Origin of the sequence: Actinomadura sp. HBU206391 (genome assembly GCF_014323665.1) — a bacterium.
GTDB lineage: Bacteria > Actinomycetota > Actinomycetes > Streptosporangiales > Streptosporangiaceae > Actinomadura_C.
On record NZ_JABVEB010000126.1, the window covers coordinates 1 to 16074 of the forward strand.

Sequence of the window (16074 nt, forward strand, 5' to 3'; positions counted from 1 at the left end):
CTTGGGAGCTCTGGTCAGTGCGTTCCGCATCGCCAGCAGCGCGTCCTTGGCCTCCGGCGGGCTTCCGGGCGCGACGGTGGTGGTGGCGTCCAGGTAGCGAAAGCTGTACTCGTTCTCCAGGATCGGATGCTCCTCAGAGACGATCTGCCGGCTGTTGGCGTCACGCGAGAAGACGTCGAACGGTGTCACGAAGTAGTGCCGCCGCAATACCTGGCGGTCCCGCTCACCGAGCTGCTCCAGCAGCGACCTGCCGTCCACGAATCCGGTGTAGACCAGCTCCTCCTCCGGGCAGCGCATGCCGAGCAGCGTGATGTGGTCGGCCCGTACCGAATGCGCGGTGCGGTCGTTGTGGTACACCAGCTCGCTGTCGCTGAAACCGGTCTGCATGCCGCGGTAGCGGTCGATCGCCACCACGTCGGTGAAGAAGTCGCCGTTGTTGCGGCTGCCGTACGCCAGCAGCGGCGTTCCGGTGCAACGGGCGAACATCTCCAGAAACGCCTCAGCCACGAAGGTCTTCTTCCGGGCGTACTTGTCGGCCACCGGGTCGTCGTTGCCCAGTTCGGGGACGACCTCGTCCACCGGGCAGTTGCGCAGCACGTGCGCGCCCGCCAGCCCATCGGCACGCTCCCGCCGGATCCGCGCACCGATCTCGGCCATCCAGGTCGGCACCTGCAGCGCGGCGACGGCCTGTGAGAACAGCGGATAGTCCTGGTAGGGGCTGGGAATGCCGGGGTCGCTGAGCCGGTCCCGCAGTTCGTCGCGCTCGTCGTCGGTGAAGGTCGCGAAAGGCCGCACCGGTCAGTTCCTCCCTAGCCGTTCCCGCAGCACGCCGATGTCCTCACAGTCACCACCGGGGCGTTCGGCGATGTGCACCCGGTACAGCTCGGTGAGCTCGTCCTCGTTGGCCTCGATGCCCAGTTCGTCCAGCAGGTACCGGAGTACGCTGCGGCCGGAGTGCCGGGCGATCAGGATGGACCGACTGCGACCGAACCTGCGCGGCTCGACATACTCATAGGTCTCCGGGTTGCGCAGCACGCCCTGCTGGTGGATGCCGGCCGCGGTACTGAACGCGTACGTCCCGAAGATCGGTTTGTTCCGCGGCTCGGTCAGCCCGATGGCCGCGCGCAGCATTCCGTACGCATCGTTCAGCCCAGTGGTGTCGATGTCGGTGTAAAGCCCCAGCTCGTCCCGCTTGTAGGCGAGCAGCGCCACCACCTCCTCCAGCGGCGTATTGCCGGCGCGCTCGCCGATGCCGCCCAGCGTGGCCTGGACCTCGTCGGCCCCCGCCTGCAGGCTGGCGATCGCGTTGGCCAGCGACAGCCCGAAGTCGTCATGGCAGTGGGTGGACAACCGGGCCGGAGCCGGTACCCAGGTACGGAATCTGGCGGTCAGCCGGCCGTACGCCTCCGGGGTCATGCAACCCGAGGTGTCGCCGATCACGAAGGTACGGGCCCCTTCGGTGAGCGCCCGGTCGGTCAGTTCATGCAGGTAGTCGTGGTCGCCGCGGCTGGCGTCCTCGATCCCGACCGAGATGTCCTGGATGCCGAGCGACCGGGCGTGCCCTACGGCGTCGGTGACCTCGTCCAGACCCTCCTTGCGGGTGATCCGCCGCTTGTGCTCCAAGTGCAGGTCGCTGCCCGTGACCAGGATCTGCACCTGGTGGCGGCGGGTGCCGCCTGCCTGCACGGCGGCGTCGATGTCGCGGCGGTCCGCGCGGCAGAACGTAGTGAAGTGCGCCCGTGTCAGCCGCTCGGCTATTAGCCTCGTCGCCTCCATTTCGGCGGGCGCGGACGCGGGAAACCCGGTTTCAATGTAGTCGACGCCGAGCGCCTCCATGCGCAGCGCCAGATCGACTTTCTGATCTGGCGTCATTGCGTTACCAGGCGCTTGTTCGCCGTCGCGGAGTGTAGTATCGAAAATGGAAACCCGACGTGCCGGCTCCTCAGCCATCGATCATCCCTGTGAACTCGGGCATGCCGCACCCGATGCGGCGTGCGAGAATATTAGTGGACCGTCGATGAATAACGCGGAGCGCCAGTCAAAGCCATTCCTGATGGCGGACCGCAACCTCTTTCGCCCCCCTGGAAAGTCGAATTCACGGCGAACAATTCAAATTTGTACGCCAACCAATCCCGGTCGTCAACACGTTCTGGTCGAACATGACCAGCATTCATCCAATTACCCCTGGGGCGACTGTGGTCGATGTGGGCTCTGGGATAGCAGAGAACCGCGCCGGCGGAGGGAACCGCCCGTGGGTACGGGCCGTTGAGACCGGAATTCGGCGCACGCGCTGCGCCGTACCGGCATGGTCTTTCCCTCTAACGGGAACAAGGCATCGCGCTGCACCGCGGAGTCGGCCCGCCGGCCGTGCTGCGACTGTGGCGCGGGGTCGGCCATGGCGGCGGGGATCCCGCCGAACACGACCTCCACGTCCACGCAATCGTCATCCGCGCGCGGGCTCTGCACGCCGCTTGGCGCGCTTCGTCAAGCACCTGGCGCGCATCGTCAACGACTTGTTGATGCTCTCTATGTATGTTCGGGAACCATATTCGACTATGTACGAGCCAACACAAGGAGGAAATGTGCCGAAAGTCATGAGGGTCGCTGCGCATGTTGCTGTGGCCGGAGCGATGTGCGCAGGTGCGCTGCTCGCCACTTCGACGAGTGCCCAGGCGGCCACCAGGACTTGCTCGTTCTCGACTCCTCAGACAGGTTGCACCTCTGCCGCCTTGAGCGTGACCGACGGGTCGGTCGAAATCTTCACGGACAACCACAGCTGCAACAGGTCGTTGACGTACGACGTCATCAATTCTGCCGGGACCAAGGTCGCCGGTGGGATCCGCTCCGCCAACGCCGGTGCCGATAGGTGGTCGGCGCGGGTGAGCAACGGCAGTTACCGTCTGCGGATGAGTGTCGCGGGCGCCTGCGGTTCGGCGTACGGCGAGATTGTCAGTTGATCGGTCAGTCGCTATTGATCACAGTGGTCGATTCGAGGCGTGCCCAGCCGGTGATGCGTCATCGTGTCTGCGGTATTCCTGTGGGCTGAGTCCGTACGCTGCGCGGAACGCTCGAGTGAAGTGCGCGGCCGCCGTGAATCCCCATCGGGCGGCGATGGTCTGAACCGTTTGCTCGTCGAGCAGTGGATTGGTCAGCTCCTGTCGGCAGCGGTCCAGCCGTTGGGTGCGGATCCAACCGGCGACCGTGTCGTCGTGGCTTTGGAAGAGCCGGTGCAGCGTGCGGACAGAGATGCAATGGGCGGCGGCGATCGTCTCCGGGGTCAGGGCCGGATCACCGAGCCGCTGCTGTATGAAGACCTGGATTCGCCGGAAGAGGACCCGCTGGTGTGATCCTGGTGGTAGGGCGGTGTCGGCCTCCAGTTCGTGGACGAGCAGGCCGCCGAGGAGGTCCAGAAGGGTGGTCGACACGCGTATGGCGTCGGTCGGGCGGTAGTGGTCGATGTCTTGGGCCGCCTTGGTCACCAGAGTCGTCAGCAATGCGCCGATACCGGTCTTGCCGCAGAGCCGGGCTCCGATGATCGTCCGCACGGTGTGATGGGGGAGTGGAAGCAATTCACGCTGGATTCTGACCGCATGCCAGTAGTCGCCCCCTGGTATTCGCCATTCGAAAGGGAGTGACGTGTCGATCAGGGTGAGGTCTCCAGGAGATAGCGTCGCGTTGTTTCCGTTGTGGGTCAGGGCGCCGGTATTGTGCCGGTTGAAGACCAGACGGTAGCCGTCAGGGTCCGATCGGCGGATCAGCTTCGGAGTGCGACGAGCCCCGCCGCTGACTGCGGTGCGGCTGGACAGCGTCACCAACGTCACCATGCCGAAGTCGGCACTGGCTATCATTCCGGAGAAGTCGGCAGGCTTGTCGCGGAAGACCTCCGCAGGGGCCGGCTCGGCCAAGAACATATCTCGGAAACAGTCGAATCTGTCGTCTGCAGGTACATGGTCTGAGTCGATCAGCGCGCGCATTCCCAACGCCATCTTCCTCTTTGAGATGCGCTTGTACGGGCGTATCCGGGGGGTTGAGCGACTTTTCTGGGCGCTGCAGAGCGCCCGTATGCGGTGAGACGCTTTGCGCTTGGTCCGCGGGTGCGGATCGGCATGGACATGGCCACGCACAGGAGGATGAACTCATCCGGCCACGCCGGCCACGCCTTTCAGCCACCGCTGAAACCCCGAGGGAAGCAGGGTGCGGCATCAGGGGCCGTAACAGGACAAAGCGGTCGGAATGGTGTGAAGTAAGGTGGAAGTTAAGAGCTTTGTCAGAGTTATCCACGATATCGACGGTCGCAGATGTCGTAGAGGATTGATCTGAGTGCGTACAGCAGGCAACGGCGGGTCGCTGGGGGCGTCATGCTGCGGATCCACTTCGGTCTTGAGGATCTCGCCCGAACGCGGGTCGGTGCAGGTCCCGACGCCATGTGGGAGATCGTGCTGAGCGTCCAGTTACTGCAGAACCGGGAAGGCCCCGTGCAGTACGACGGCTGGCGCCGCTATGCGCGTGACAGGTTGCGCTGGTGGATTCGTCCACTGATGACCCTGGCGCCGCACGCGCCCTACTTTCCGGACTTCCTCACCCCAGTCGGACCGCAGACCGGGCTGGACGATGAGATCGAGCATGTCCTGGCCACGCCGCCCGCCCGTATCCGGGCTGATCTGGAACGGCTCGCCGCCGATCGCCCCCTGCCGGACTGGACCCTCAGAATGGCAGGCGGGGACATCCGCATCCTGGACGGCCTGAGGCAGGCGCTGCGCTCGTATCACGATGCGGTGCTTCAGCCGCTGTGGACGTCCATAGAGACGCACATCGAGGCGGACAGGGCCAAGCGGTTGCGTGCCTTCGCCGATGGCGGTGTCGAGGGCATGCTACGAAGCTACCGCCCGCTGATGCGATGGAACCCCCCGGTACTGGAGGTCGACTACCCGGTCGCGCAGGATCTGGTTCTGGAGGGCCGTGGCCTGCTTTTGCTGCCGTCGTACTTCTGCTGCCGTACACCGGTGACGCTGGTCGATCCCGAGCTGCGGCCCGTGCTCGTGTATCCGGTGACCCATGATCTCCACCACCCGATTCCCCGGCCGGAGGGCAGATCCCTCAGCGCTCTGCTCGGCAGGACCCGCGCGATCATTCTGCGGTCCGTCCAGGACGGTTGCACCACAACGGAGCTCAGCCGGAGGGCGGGCACCTCGATCGCTTCGGCCAGCCAGCACGCGGCCGTGCTCCGCGACGCCGGGTTGATCACGACGCAACGCAACCGAGGCTCGGTCCTGCACACCCTCAGCCCACTGGGACACCGCCTCCTCGCCGACCCTGAGGATTCGGCCACCCCATCTCCCGAAACCCAGCAGGAATTCAGCCGTGGCTGACCCGACGAGCCCAGTTGTACTTGAGAGTGAGGGGTGAGGTGCGCTCTCAGGGGCGATGTGCCCGGCCCAGTGGCTTCGTACCGTCAGTGGTGACCGGCTCGGACGGGCCCGGGGTTGGGAGAGCACGTGATCGAGGCGATGAATCTGACCAAACGTTATGGCGGCAGGCCAGCGGTCGACGGCCTGTCGTTTCAGGTTCGTCCCGGAGCCGTGACCGGATTTCTCGGGCCGAATGGGGCGGGCAAGTCGACCACCATGCGGTTGATCCTTGGCCTCGATGCACCGAGCGGTGGTCGCGTGGTGGTCAATGGCCGCCCGTACCGGGCGCTGCGGGCGCCGCTGCGCGAGGTCGGGGCGCTTTTGGACGCCAAGGCGGTGCACAGCGGGCGGTCGGCCTACCACCACCTGCTGTGGTTGGCGCGCAGTAACGGGCTGGCCCGGCGCCGGGTGGAGGAGGTGCTCGAACAGGTCGGCTTGGCCTCGGTCGCGCGGAAGCGCGCCGGTGGATTCTCTCTCGGGATGGGGCAGCGATTGGGGCTCGCCGCCGCACTGCTCGGGAATCCCGGAACTTTGATCTTGGACGAGCCGGTGAACGGGCTCGATACCGAGGGCATTCGGTGGTTGCGCTCGCTGCTGAAAGGGCTGGCCGACGAGGGTAGGACGGTGCTGCTGTCCAGTCACCTGATGAGTGAGATGGAGTTGACGGCCGATCATCTCATCGTGATCGGCCGGGGCAGGCTGCTGGCCGACACCCCGATGCGTGAATTCATCGAACGCAACTCGCGGCCGCTCACCGTCGTACGAAGCCCGAACGCCGCCCGGTTGCGGGCGGTGCTGGAAGAACGGGGTGCCCTGGTCCAGCCGCATGACGCGGGAGCGTGGCTGGTCAGCGGCCTTGATGCGGCCGGCATCGGCAAACTGGCGATCGACCGTGGGATCGAGTTGCATGAGTTGGCTCCGCGGCTGTCCTCGCTCGAGGAGGCCTACACGAAGATGACCGACGCCGACGTGGAATACCGGGCCTTGGACGGGGGATCCGAACCGCGGATCGATGCGGAGACGACATCATGAGCCCGGTCGTGCACGACGGCCGGGTGGGATTCCGAAATGTACTGGCCGCGGAATGGACCAAGGCTTGGACGGTGCGGTCCACGCGGTGGACTCCGGTCGTGACGATGGTGCTGATCGTTGCATTCGGGGTGTTCGTCGGGGCGACCGGAAGTCTGCAGCCCGATGACACCATTCTGGGCGGCAGCCTCACCGGTGCGGCCACAGCGCAGATCGCCGCCAGTGTGTTCGGCGTACTGGCGATATCGGGGGAGTTCGGTTCCGGGACCATCCGTGCGACTTTCGCGGCGACCCCGCGTAGGGGGCTTGTGTTGGCGGCCAAGGCCGTGGTGGTCGCGGCGGTGATGTTCACGGCAACGTTGATCGCGAGTGTGATCGCCTACCGGATCGGCACGGTGATGCTCGCCGGAGAGGGGCACGCCTCTGGTGACCCGTTCCCCGCGGTGTTGGGCATCGGCGTGTGCTGCGCAGCGGTGGGTCTGCTCGGCCTGGCGCTCGGCGCCGTGCTGCGGCACTCGGCCGCCGCGATCACCACCATGATCGGGATCGTGCTGGTGCCGTCGCTGTTCGGGCCGACGGGATCTGGTCCAGAGCGTCAGTGAGGCAGGGTCGGCCATTGCCCTTGAGATCCGTGGCCGGCAAAGACCCCTGTCGCCCGGCGTGGAGCTGTCGGCCTACCGGATCGTGCAGGAGGCACTGAGCAACGTGATGCGGCACGCCCCGGGCTCGGCCGGGCGTGTGGAAATCTACTATCGCCCCGAGCAACTGGAGCTGAGGGTCACCAATGGCGCGCCCCCCGGTCACTCGCAACCGCCCACCACCTCGGCAGGATCCCCCCGGACCGGCCACGGGCCTCTGGGGATGCACGAACGTGCTGTGATGCTGGGCGGGAGACTGACCGCCGAGCCCACCCAGGACGACGGCTACGCCGTGACCGCCGTCTTGCCCCTCACCGAGGCGAAGAGCACATGACCATTCGTGTATTGATCGCCGACGACCAGGAACTGGTCCGCGAGGGATTCTCGGTGCTGCTCACGGCCCAGGACGGCATCGAGGTCGTCGGCGAGGCGGTCGACGGAAGGGACGCCATCGAGAAGGTCGACGACCTCGCCCCAGACGTGGTGCTGATGGACGTGCGCATGCCCGGGCTCGATGGGCTGCAGGCCACCCGGGAGGTCGCCGGGCGGACCGAGGTGCTGGTGCTCACCACCTTCGATCTCGACGAGTACGTCTACAAGGCGCTGCGCGCCGGAGCCAGCGGATTCCTGCTGAAGAACTCCTCGGCCCACGAGCTCACGCACGCGATCCGGGTGGTGGCGGACAGGCAGGCGCTGCTCGCGCCCTCAGTGACCCGGCGGCTCATCGCTGAGTTCGGCCGGGTCGGCGCTCCCCGCGCCCCGAACCGGCAGCGGCTCGGGAAGCTCACAGAGCGCGAGACCGAGGTCCTGCTGCTCATTGCCCAGGGACGGTCCAACTCCGAGATCGCCGCTGATCTGGTGGTCGTGGAACAGACCGTGAAATCGCACGTCAGCCGTATCCTCACCAAGCTCGGTCTGCGTGACCGCACCCAGGCCGCCGTATTCGCCTACGAAACCGGTCTCATCCGCCCCGGCACATGATCTGCGCAAGGCGCAAGCCGGGAAGCGAACCGACGAACGGCAAGGAGATCGCCATGAAAATGAGAATAATCGGCACCTGTTTTACCGCATTTCTGATTACCGGTTGCGGGATCTTCGAGGACGCGAGCACGCAGGGGGACGCCGAGGGGACGGTTGAAGTTCACGGCCGGCAAGAGCTCGAACAGGTCGCCAAGGCGAAGCTCGAGGGCGATCTCAACTGCTCGACGGAAGGGCCGAAAGAAAACACTGTCCCCATCGAATGCAGTGGGAAGACACAGGATGGCAAGACGGTCGGCCTGAAAGGGACTGTCTCCTCGGTGGCACCCGACCACGGCAATGCCAACGGCGACTTCAGCCTTACTGTCGAAGGCCGCGAGGTCGCCAAGAAAACCTGTATTGGGATATGCTGACAGCGGATCAGCCGGACGTCTATGACCACTGGGGTGTTCAGCGCGCGCTGCATTTGTCCCATTTCACCCATCCCTTTCCGGGCACGTGGTATTCGGCTTTGCTCGCGTCGGCGTTCTCGGAGTCGCCTTCGAAGTCGAGCGCGACGAGCGGCAGACCCACGCTCACGTGGTAGATGGGCTTGTGGCTGTCGTAGGTGACCTTGGCCATCCTGCCGCCGCCCTGGTCGAAGTAGCCGTTCAGCGCGGAGCGGGCGGGGGATTCATTGATCCCTCGATCCAGAGTCTCTTCGCCGCGGCCACGTCCTGGGGATCGGTCAGGTCAAGGCTCTTGTTGGTGATCCAGCGAGCGCCGATCACCGACTGGTTGGTCCATGCGCCCACGGGCCCGAGGTTGACGGCTCCTCGGACGTGGCCGGTCAGCGCGACGTTGTCGGTCTGGACCAGGCTTCGTGCCCGTGCGTTCCTGTCGAAGGTGATGGCGTACTGCGTGCCCCACTGCAGCATGCCCCCGATGCCGACATAGGGGCTGAGCCGGATCGTGTTCTTTGCCGCGCCCGGCAGCGTCACGGCGGAGCCTGTTCTGCGAGTCAGTTCCTTCTCGATGCCCCGGATCGCCTCTTCGGCCCCACCTGAGGCCCACCCCTTGGTCCCGCCCCTGGCGTACCTCCAGACCGGTCCGAGATTGACCTGCGCTGATTCCATGGCCCTGCCGCTGGTGCGTAGCCAGATCGTCGTCTCACCGGTCTCGTTGTTGCGCTGATGTCCGGCGAACGACCAGTCCCATCCCTTGCCCGGCCGACGGCGTGCCCACCGACACATCCGCCCAGGTGTTGTCGACCACCTCCCAGATGTCGGGCATACCGTTCCCCTGCACGTAGTGGCGCAGGGCCAGAAAGTTGCCCCCGTCGGTGATGACGTCCAGACGTTTGAACTGGCCTGTCGCCGAGCTCTGCAGGAAATAGCTGTCGTAGCCCACCATGCGGGCTCCCAGCGGCTCGTTCGGGTCGACCGGCAGGGCCGCGGGCGGCGCCGTGACGGGGCCGGTGTTGGGTCCTCGTCTGGGCAGTCGGCCAGGCCGCCGGCCCATACAAGGACCGCCCCGGCATCACGCCCGCCCGGCGCAGCCTGGGAGCGACCAGTCGGCCGGCCACGAGCCCCAGCGCCGAGTGCAGGGCCACCACGGCGGCGGCGGATCCCCAGTAGAACCCGGGGGACAACGCGGCGACGCCGGCGGCCAGGATCGCCGCGACCGCGACCGCGACCGCGGCGACTGTGCCGGCCAGCGCAGTGCCCGTTCCGAGCGCCGTTGCTGTCGCCACGCCGCGGCGATCGACCATCGCCACCCCTCCTCTGGAGCAAGAGACGAGCAGCGCCTCCTTTTCAATAATTCAGACAGGTTAAGTCTGTATTCATCGGTTCGCATGGGTCGACAGACCCAAGTTCGGGCCCAGAGACGGGGGCGACGGGCGGTTTCGAGCTGACGGTCACGGTTTCCCCGCAACTCCACAGCCGACGAGGCCGGCCGACAGCACACCGAAACGTGGGCTGTCGGCCGGGCCACGGTTCTTTGCGAGCAGCGGCCAGTCGTGCCCACCCCGGTCGGCTTCGCCTCACTGGGCGGCGGGTCGACCTCGATCGCCTTCAGCACTGCTGACAGGTTGGGCAGCGGGCCGATGTGCTGGTCTGCGGTGGTGGACCCCTGGGGTGCCGGTGCGCTTCAGCAGATCGGCGATCTGGGCCGGCGGCCGCAGGTTCAGGTGCGCTCGGTTTCGGCCGGGGGCTCCGGCGCCGGTCCGGCGGCCAGCTCGTCGAGGGCGGTGGCCAGCACCTCGACGCCGCGGAGGTACTCGGCTATGTCGATGCTCTCGTCGTCGCCGTGATCGAGCGAGCTGTCCCCTGGACCGTAGGCCGCCATCGGCGTCCGCCACCGCCCCGAGACGGTGTTCATGTCGGAGGTCCCGGTCTTGAGCAGGGGCCGTGGGGTTCCGCCCTGCCGGCGGATCGCGGCCGACAGGGCACGCACCACGGGATCGGCGCGTGAGACCCGGACCGCTGGGGTGTGCCGGACGACGTTCAGCTCGCCGGTCCCGGCCGCCGCCCTCAACGCCGCGACGAAGGCCGGGACGTCGAAATCCGGCGGGATCCGGCAGTCCACATCGAGCCATGCTTCGAGGACGTCCGCCCGGATCGCCCGCAGGGTGGCGGCCGGGAGCCCGAAGGCGGCGTGATCGAGTTCGGGGCCGAGGGCGGCGAGGAGGTCTCGCCAGAAGTCCACCGCCACCTCACTCGCCTTGCGCATCGGATTGGTCGAGTGCGTCGACGGCCGCTGCACCCGATACTCGAGGTCGACTTTGCCGCGGTAGCCGAGCACCACGCCCGACCAGCCGCTCGGCTCCCCGATGACCAAGGCGTCGGGCTGCGGCTGTGTACGCGCGATGTGATGCCCGCCCCGGGAGAGCCGTTCCTCCTCGACCGCGCCGACCACCCTCACCGTCCCCGCGAACTCCGCTCGGCGGGCTGCGGCACAGATCATCGCCGCGAGCGGGGCCTTGGCGTCGACAGCGCCGCGGCCGCGAAGGCGCTCTCCGTCCCGAGTCGCCGGCATCGGCCGGTCGACGGTGTCCAGGTGGCTGAGGAACATGATGGTGGGCCCGGCCCCGGTTCCGATGTCACCGATCACGTTTCCGACCTCGTCGAGATGCGCGGAGAATCCCAGCTCGCGCAGTGCGCCCTCGAGAAAGCCGGCGAGGCGGTGTTCATGGCCGGAGGGTGAGTGGATGGTGAGCAGCTGGGACAACAGGTCGACGGCCGTGTCGTCGGTCAGTGTCATGAGGTCGCCTCCGTAGGGTTCCGGATGATGACTCGGGTGCCCCCGCCGGAGAGCGCCGACCCGAGGGGCGAGGCCACCCGCCCGTCGGCGATGACCACCTGTGCCACTCCGCCGAGCAGGGCGGTGCGCGCGGCGACGAGCTTGCGGTGCATGCCTCCGCCGGCGGCGTACGGCACCGCGCCCTCGGTCGGAAGTTCACAGCGGGTGAGCACGGTGGACTCATCGGACGCGTCGCGCAGGACACCCGGGGCCGCGGTGAGCAGGATCAGCCGCTCCGCACCGAGTGCCGCCGCCACCGCGGCCGCCACCCGGTCGGCGTCGACATTGAGCGGTCGCCCGTCCGTGCCCATCGCGGGCGGCGAGAGCACCGGCGTGATCCCGGCGTCGAGCAGCGTGCGGACCACGGCCGGGTCGACGGAGACGAGCCGGCCGCTGTGGTCGTCTCGGACCACGACGGTGCGCCCGTCCCGGACGGTACGTTGCGCGGCCTTGCGCCTGGCCGTCAGCAGTCCCGCGTCCAGCCCGGTCAGGCCGGCCGCCCGGACGCCGTGCACCGCCAGAGCGCGCAACAGCCGGGGCTTCACCCGCCCCGTCATGGCGAGGGTGATCACATCCAGCATCGCCGGGTCGGTGTGCCGGCTGGTCAGCCCGTCCGGCGAGGTCAGTGTCCGCTGGGGCACGCCGAGCTCGGTGGCCAGCCGCGCGATCTCGCTCGCGCCGCCGTGCGCGACCACCAGTCGTTCACCGCGTGCGCGTGTCCGGGCGATGTCCCCGCAGATGTTCTCTGGAGCGAGTGCACCGCCGATCTTGACCACGGTGGGGTTGATGGCCGATCCCTCCCGGCTCAGAGTGGATGCAGGCCGGGGAACTCCAGTCCGAGCCGCTCCGGCCAGCCCATGCGGATGTTGAGGCACTGCACGGCGTTCCCGGCGCCGCCCTTCACCAGGTTGTCCAGGGCCGCGATCGCGGTGATCCGCTCGCCGTCGACGGCGAAGCCCACGTCGCAGTAGTTCGAGCCCAGCAGGATCTTCGGATCGGGAAGCCGATGAGCGCCACGCCTGTGGGTGACGATCCTGACGAACGGCTCCGCCTCATACCGCTCCCGGAACGCGCGGCGTACCGCCATCTCGTCGACCGCGGTCCGGTGTCCCGGTGCCGCGTTCACCGCCGGTGCCGCCGTCGGCGGGGTCCGCGACCGCGCGTGGCACACCACCTGGACGCCACGCACCGCCTCCACCCCGGTCGCCGTCATCCGCACGTTCAGGCCGGTCATATCGGCCACCTCGGCCTCGTGCCGGTGCCGGACCGGGGCGAACACGCGCATGGCGCCGCTTCGCTCGGCGTGCAGGTTGGCCTCGCCGGCGGTGGAGCCCGAACCGCTGGAGCCGGTCCGCGCGTCGACCTGGACGGTACCCTCGATCAGGCCGGTCAGCGGCGTCAGTGCGAGGACGGCCGCCGTCGCCATGCATCCGGGCACGCTGATCAGGTCCGCTTCGCGCAACTCGGCACGGAACAGCTCCGGGCACCCGGTGACCGCGTGCGCCAGCAGCTCGGGAGCGGTGTGCTCGACGCCGTAATAGCGCTCGTACGTCTCGGCGTCGCCGAGCCGGAAATCGGCGGACAGGTCGATGACCTGGCCGGCGCATGCCGCCAGCCCGGGCAGCAGTCCCATGGTCGCCTTGTGCGGCGTCGCGAGGATCAGCACGTCGCACTCGGTGAGGTCGTCCAGCGCGCAGAAGGCCAGATCCGTCACGGCGCGCAGGTTGGGGTGCACGGAGTCGACCCGCCGCCCCGGGAACCGGGTGGACACCGCCTGATGGACGGTCGCCTCGGGGTGGCCGAGCAGCAGGCGGAGCACTTCGCCGCCGAGATAACCCGCGGCGCCGACCACGCTGACACGGATCACTCGGTAGCCTCCGCCAGCGCCTGCCCGACGATGGCGTCGGCCACGTCCACGGTGTCACCGTGCGCGGTCTGGACACCCTTGAACTCCACCGTGTGGTTGACCTCCAGCACATGCAGCCGGCCATCGCGGTTCTCGACCAGATCGACGCCGAGCACGCCGCCGCCGACCGCCCGGGCCGCGGCGAGTGCCAGCCGGGTGAGCTCGTCGGACAGCGGGCAGGGCCATGACCGCCCGCCGCGGGCCACGTTGGTGCGCCAGCCGTCGGCGCTCCGGTAGGTCGCGGCGACGACGTCGTCCCCGACGACGATCACCCGGATGTCCCGGCCCGGTTTGTCGATCAGTTCCTGCAGGTACACGACGTGCTGCTGGGGGGAGGGGAGCGCCGCGCGGTGTTCCAGCACCGCCTCGGCGGTCTCGTGGTCGCGCAGTACCGCGGCGAGCCGCCCCCAGGAGCCCGTCAGCGGCTTGACGACGACCGGAAAGCCGAGCTTGTCCATCACCTCGGCGGCCGACTTCCGGGTCAGGGCCACGGCGGTACGGGGGATGGGCAGGCCCGCGCGCGTCAGTTCGAGGGAGGTCCGGAGCTTGTCGCCGCAGGTGGCGATCACCTCGGCCCGGTTGACCGCGGGCACGCCCTGCGCCTCCAAGAGCAGTGACGCGTAGTAGCCGCGGCTCTGCGAGATCTCCCGGTTCAGCGCGGCCGCATAGGGCCGATCACGCTCCGCCCGAGGCTCCCCCTTTCGGCGGTCTCCGGCAGGGAGCGCGGGCTCGGTCGCGGTCGGCAGTTCCGCCGAGAACCGCCTGGCGTCGATATGGACGTACGGTATCCGGCGGCGCTCGAGGGCAGCGAAGATCTGTTTCTCCTCGAAGCGGACCCTGGAGGCGACGACAGCAAGCGCTTTCACTCGCCCCAGTCCTCCTCGATCTCCGGCGCCGGTGCCAGGGACACCGGATCGAGGTTCACGACTTCCAGCTCGGCCGAGCACTCCGAGCACTGCGCGATCTCACTGAGCCGTACGGGTTCGGCGAGTTGGACCGTTCCCTCACACTCGGGGCAGGTCTGGTTCATGCCTTTCACCTCCATCGATCACGCCGGTCCCGCCGTTGGGACCGATCCCGGGGCGTGCGGCTTCCACATGGGGTGTTCGGGGTCGTACGGACTTCGGCGGGTCGTGCGGGTCGTGCCGGTCACTGGAGCGGGCCGCGCCGAGCAGGTCGCGGGCCGCGCCAACGACCCCCTCGGCGGTGATCCCGTAGTGCTGGAGCAGATGTTCCTGGCCGCCGACGACCGTTGAGAAGGTGTCGGGCATCCCGACGCGGATGATGCGGGCCGGGGCGTGTTCCGCGAGCGTCTCGGCGACGGCGGCGCCGAGCCCCCCGGTGCGCCAGTGCTCCTCGACGGTGACCACCCCGACGGTGCCGCGGGCGGCCGCGACGATGGCGTCGGTGTCCAGCGGGCGGAGCGTGTGCAGGTTCAGCACCGCGGCCTCGACACCGCGGTCGGCCAGGGTCTCCGCGGCGTGCAGCGCGGCGGCCACCGGATGCGGTCCGCAGGCGACGATGGCCAGGTCGCCGCCGGCCCGCAGCCGCTGCGCCCTGCCGATCTCAAACGATGGGATCGCGGCGGCCCCGTCCGGCAGCGCCGCCGCGAGCGGCGCCGTCACACCCCTGCCGAGGCGCAGATACACCGGTCCGGGCATCGTCAGGCTCTGCCGTACGGCCTGCTCGGTGCTGTCGGCGTCGGCGGGCACCACCACGGTGAAGCCCGGGAGCATCCGCATGATCGCGAGGTCCTCGAGCGCGTGATGGGTGGGGCCGAGGTGCCCGGCGGCGAGCCCGCCGTGCGTCGCCACGATCCGCACCGGCAGCGCATTGTAGGCAATGTCGATCTTGACCGCCTCGAGCGCCCGCGTGGCGGCGAACGTGGCCATCGTGTTCACGAAGGGCACCTTGTCGCTCGCGGCCAGGCCCGCCGCGACCCCCATGAGGTTGTGCTCGGCGATGCCGAGGTTGAGGTAGCGGTCCGCCGCGGTGCCGAAGTCGACTCCGGTGAAGAGCCCCGTGTCGGTGTCCAGGCAGTACAGGCGTTCGTCGCCTGGCAGTACCTCGGCCAGCAGATCGCGATAGGCCTCGCGGGTGGCCTTCGGCGCGCCGGCCGGTGTCTCCTCGGTCATGGGACGTCTCTTTCCCGTTGGCTGTGAAGAACCGTCAGCGCCCGAAGCCGCTGGCGAGCGCGCAGGCGGACGTAATGGCTCTGCACCCGGCCCTCGATGAACGGCAGGCCATGTCCCTTGACGGTATGGGCGAGCACCACCGTCGGACCGCCGACCGAATCCGCGGTGAAGGCTTCGAGTAACGCCTCCGGTTCGTGCCCGTCGACCTCCCGGACGTGCCATCCGAAGCTGCGCCACCGGTCGCTCAGCGGCTCGAGGCCGACCGTGTTCTCGGTGGAACCGGTGATCTGCAACCCGTTGCGGTCGACGACGGCGACCAGGCCGTCCAGACCCAGGCTGCTCGCGGCCATCGCGGCCTCCCAGACCGAACCCTCCTGCAGCTCACCGTCACCGAGCACGACGAAGGTACGGCGGCGGGACCCGTCCCCGCGAGCGGCGACGGCGAATCCGTTGGCCAGTGCGAGCCCGTGGCCGAGCGAGCCGGTGGGCATCTCCACTCCCGGCACGTCCCTGGTCGGGTGGGCCATCAGACGGCTGCCCGGCCGGCCGTACGTGGCCAGCTCGGCGACCGGGAAGAAGCCGCGCTCCGCCAGGACGGCGTACAGGCAGATGGCGCCGTGGCCCTTGCTCAGGATCAGGATGTCGCGATCCAGCGCCCGGGGATCCCGCGGGTCGACCCGCAGTACCGCGAAGTAGAG

At 68.3% G+C, this 16074-nt stretch carries 20 protein-coding genes; 7 read left to right on the forward strand and 13 right to left on the reverse strand.

Annotation, left to right across the window (positions count from 1 at the left end):
* Both HKK72_RS26405 and HKK72_RS26410 read right to left on the reverse strand, forming a co-directional pair.
* On the reverse strand, positions 1-795 hold a 795-nt coding region (locus tag HKK72_RS26405; protein WP_187237131.1), incomplete at its 3' end, for a taurine catabolism dioxygenase TauD.
* Between the two features lie 3 nt (positions 796-798).
* Positions 799-1950 (reverse strand): LeuA family protein, encoded by a 1152-nt coding sequence (locus HKK72_RS26410; protein ID WP_187237132.1) that lies wholly within the window; start codon positions 1948-1950, stop codon positions 799-801.
* A gap of 521 nt (positions 1951-2471) precedes the next feature.
* Here HKK72_RS26410 and HKK72_RS26415 point away from each other — a divergent pair.
* Positions 2472-2957, forward strand: coding sequence for a hypothetical protein (locus HKK72_RS26415; RefSeq protein ID WP_187237133.1), 486 nt, complete (start codon positions 2472-2474; stop codon positions 2955-2957).
* An 18-nt stretch (positions 2958-2975) separates the two neighbouring features.
* Here HKK72_RS26415 and HKK72_RS26420 read toward each other — a convergent pair whose 3' ends face one another.
* The gene (locus HKK72_RS26420; RefSeq protein ID WP_187237134.1) at positions 2976-3974 is read right to left on the reverse strand and encodes a helix-turn-helix domain-containing protein; all 999 of its coding nucleotides are present in this window, start codon (positions 3972-3974) and stop codon (positions 2976-2978) included.
* A 384-nt stretch (positions 3975-4358) separates the two neighbouring features.
* Between HKK72_RS26420 and HKK72_RS26425 the strand changes: the two genes are divergently transcribed.
* From HKK72_RS26425 to HKK72_RS26450, 6 genes are all read left to right on the forward strand, one after another.
* Entirely contained in the window at positions 4359-5369 is a 1011-nt protein-coding gene (locus HKK72_RS26425) for a winged helix-turn-helix domain-containing protein (RefSeq protein WP_187237135.1), read from the forward strand.
* A 126-nt stretch (positions 5370-5495) separates the two neighbouring features.
* A complete protein-coding gene (locus HKK72_RS26430) occupies positions 5496-6440 on the forward strand; it encodes an ATP-binding cassette domain-containing protein (protein WP_187237136.1) in 945 nt (314 codons plus the stop codon).
* Positions 6437-7039, forward strand: a complete 603-nt coding sequence (locus HKK72_RS26435) for an ABC transporter permease subunit (protein ID WP_187237137.1) — start codon at positions 6437-6439, stop codon at positions 7037-7039. The genes HKK72_RS26430 and HKK72_RS26435 overlap by 4 nt, the downstream gene beginning before the upstream one ends.
* Positions 7040-7097: 58 nt before the next feature.
* Complete coding sequence (locus HKK72_RS26440) at positions 7098-7409, forward strand: ATP-binding protein (RefSeq protein WP_187237138.1); 312 nt, start codon at positions 7098-7100, stop codon at positions 7407-7409.
* Positions 7406-8056, forward strand: coding sequence for a response regulator transcription factor (locus tag HKK72_RS26445; RefSeq protein WP_187237139.1), 651 nt, complete (start codon positions 7406-7408; stop codon positions 8054-8056). The genes HKK72_RS26440 and HKK72_RS26445 overlap by 4 nt, the downstream gene beginning before the upstream one ends.
* Positions 8053-8466: a hypothetical protein gene (locus HKK72_RS26450; protein WP_187237140.1), complete on the forward strand. Its 414-nt coding sequence runs from the start codon at positions 8053-8055 to the stop codon at positions 8464-8466. The genes HKK72_RS26445 and HKK72_RS26450 overlap by 4 nt, the downstream gene beginning before the upstream one ends.
* Positions 8467-8503: 37 nt before the next feature.
* Here the strand turns inward: HKK72_RS26450 and HKK72_RS26455 are convergent, their stop codons facing one another.
* The 10 genes from HKK72_RS26455 to HKK72_RS26500 all read right to left on the reverse strand — a co-directional run.
* The gene (locus HKK72_RS26455; RefSeq protein WP_187237141.1) at positions 8504-8674 is read right to left on the reverse strand and encodes a hypothetical protein; all 171 of its coding nucleotides are present in this window, start codon (positions 8672-8674) and stop codon (positions 8504-8506) included.
* A 29-nt stretch (positions 8675-8703) separates the two neighbouring features.
* Positions 8704-9168, reverse strand: coding sequence for a hypothetical protein (locus HKK72_RS26460; RefSeq protein WP_187237142.1), 465 nt, complete (start codon positions 9166-9168; stop codon positions 8704-8706).
* A 34-nt stretch (positions 9169-9202) separates the two neighbouring features.
* A complete protein-coding gene (locus tag HKK72_RS26465; protein ID WP_187237143.1) occupies positions 9203-9445 on the reverse strand; it encodes a hypothetical protein in 243 nt (80 codons plus the stop codon).
* Between the two features lie 774 nt (positions 9446-10219).
* On the reverse strand, positions 10220-11296 hold the full coding sequence (locus HKK72_RS26470) for a M20/M25/M40 family metallo-hydrolase (RefSeq protein WP_187237144.1): 1077 nt from the start codon (positions 11294-11296) through the stop codon (positions 10220-10222).
* Positions 11293-12111 carry a [LysW]-aminoadipate kinase gene (locus HKK72_RS26475; RefSeq protein WP_187237145.1) on the reverse strand — a complete coding sequence of 273 codons (819 nt, stop codon included), beginning with the start codon at positions 12109-12111 and terminating at the stop codon, positions 11293-11295. Before HKK72_RS26475 ends, HKK72_RS26470 begins: the two co-directional genes overlap by 4 nt.
* A 29-nt stretch (positions 12112-12140) precedes the next feature.
* The gene (argC, locus tag HKK72_RS26480; protein WP_187237146.1) at positions 12141-13202 is read right to left on the reverse strand and encodes an N-acetyl-gamma-glutamyl-phosphate reductase; all 1062 of its coding nucleotides are present in this window, start codon (positions 13200-13202) and stop codon (positions 12141-12143) included.
* On the reverse strand, positions 13199-14107 hold the full coding sequence (gene lysX, locus HKK72_RS26485; RefSeq protein WP_222721156.1) for a lysine biosynthesis protein LysX: 909 nt from the start codon (positions 14105-14107) through the stop codon (positions 13199-13201). Before lysX ends, argC begins: the two co-directional genes overlap by 4 nt.
* A complete protein-coding gene (gene lysW, locus HKK72_RS26490) occupies positions 14104-14271 on the reverse strand; it encodes a lysine biosynthesis protein LysW (RefSeq protein ID WP_187237147.1) in 168 nt (55 codons plus the stop codon). The genes lysX and lysW overlap by 4 nt, the downstream gene beginning before the upstream one ends.
* Complete coding sequence (locus HKK72_RS26495) at positions 14246-15376, reverse strand: transketolase family protein (protein ID WP_187237148.1); 1131 nt, start codon at positions 15374-15376, stop codon at positions 14246-14248. The genes lysW and HKK72_RS26495 overlap by 26 nt, the downstream gene beginning before the upstream one ends.
* Positions 15373-16074 (reverse strand): transketolase (locus tag HKK72_RS26500; RefSeq protein WP_187237149.1); only part of this gene is annotated, 702 nt, incomplete at its 5' end. The genes HKK72_RS26500 and HKK72_RS26495, both read right to left, overlap by 4 nt.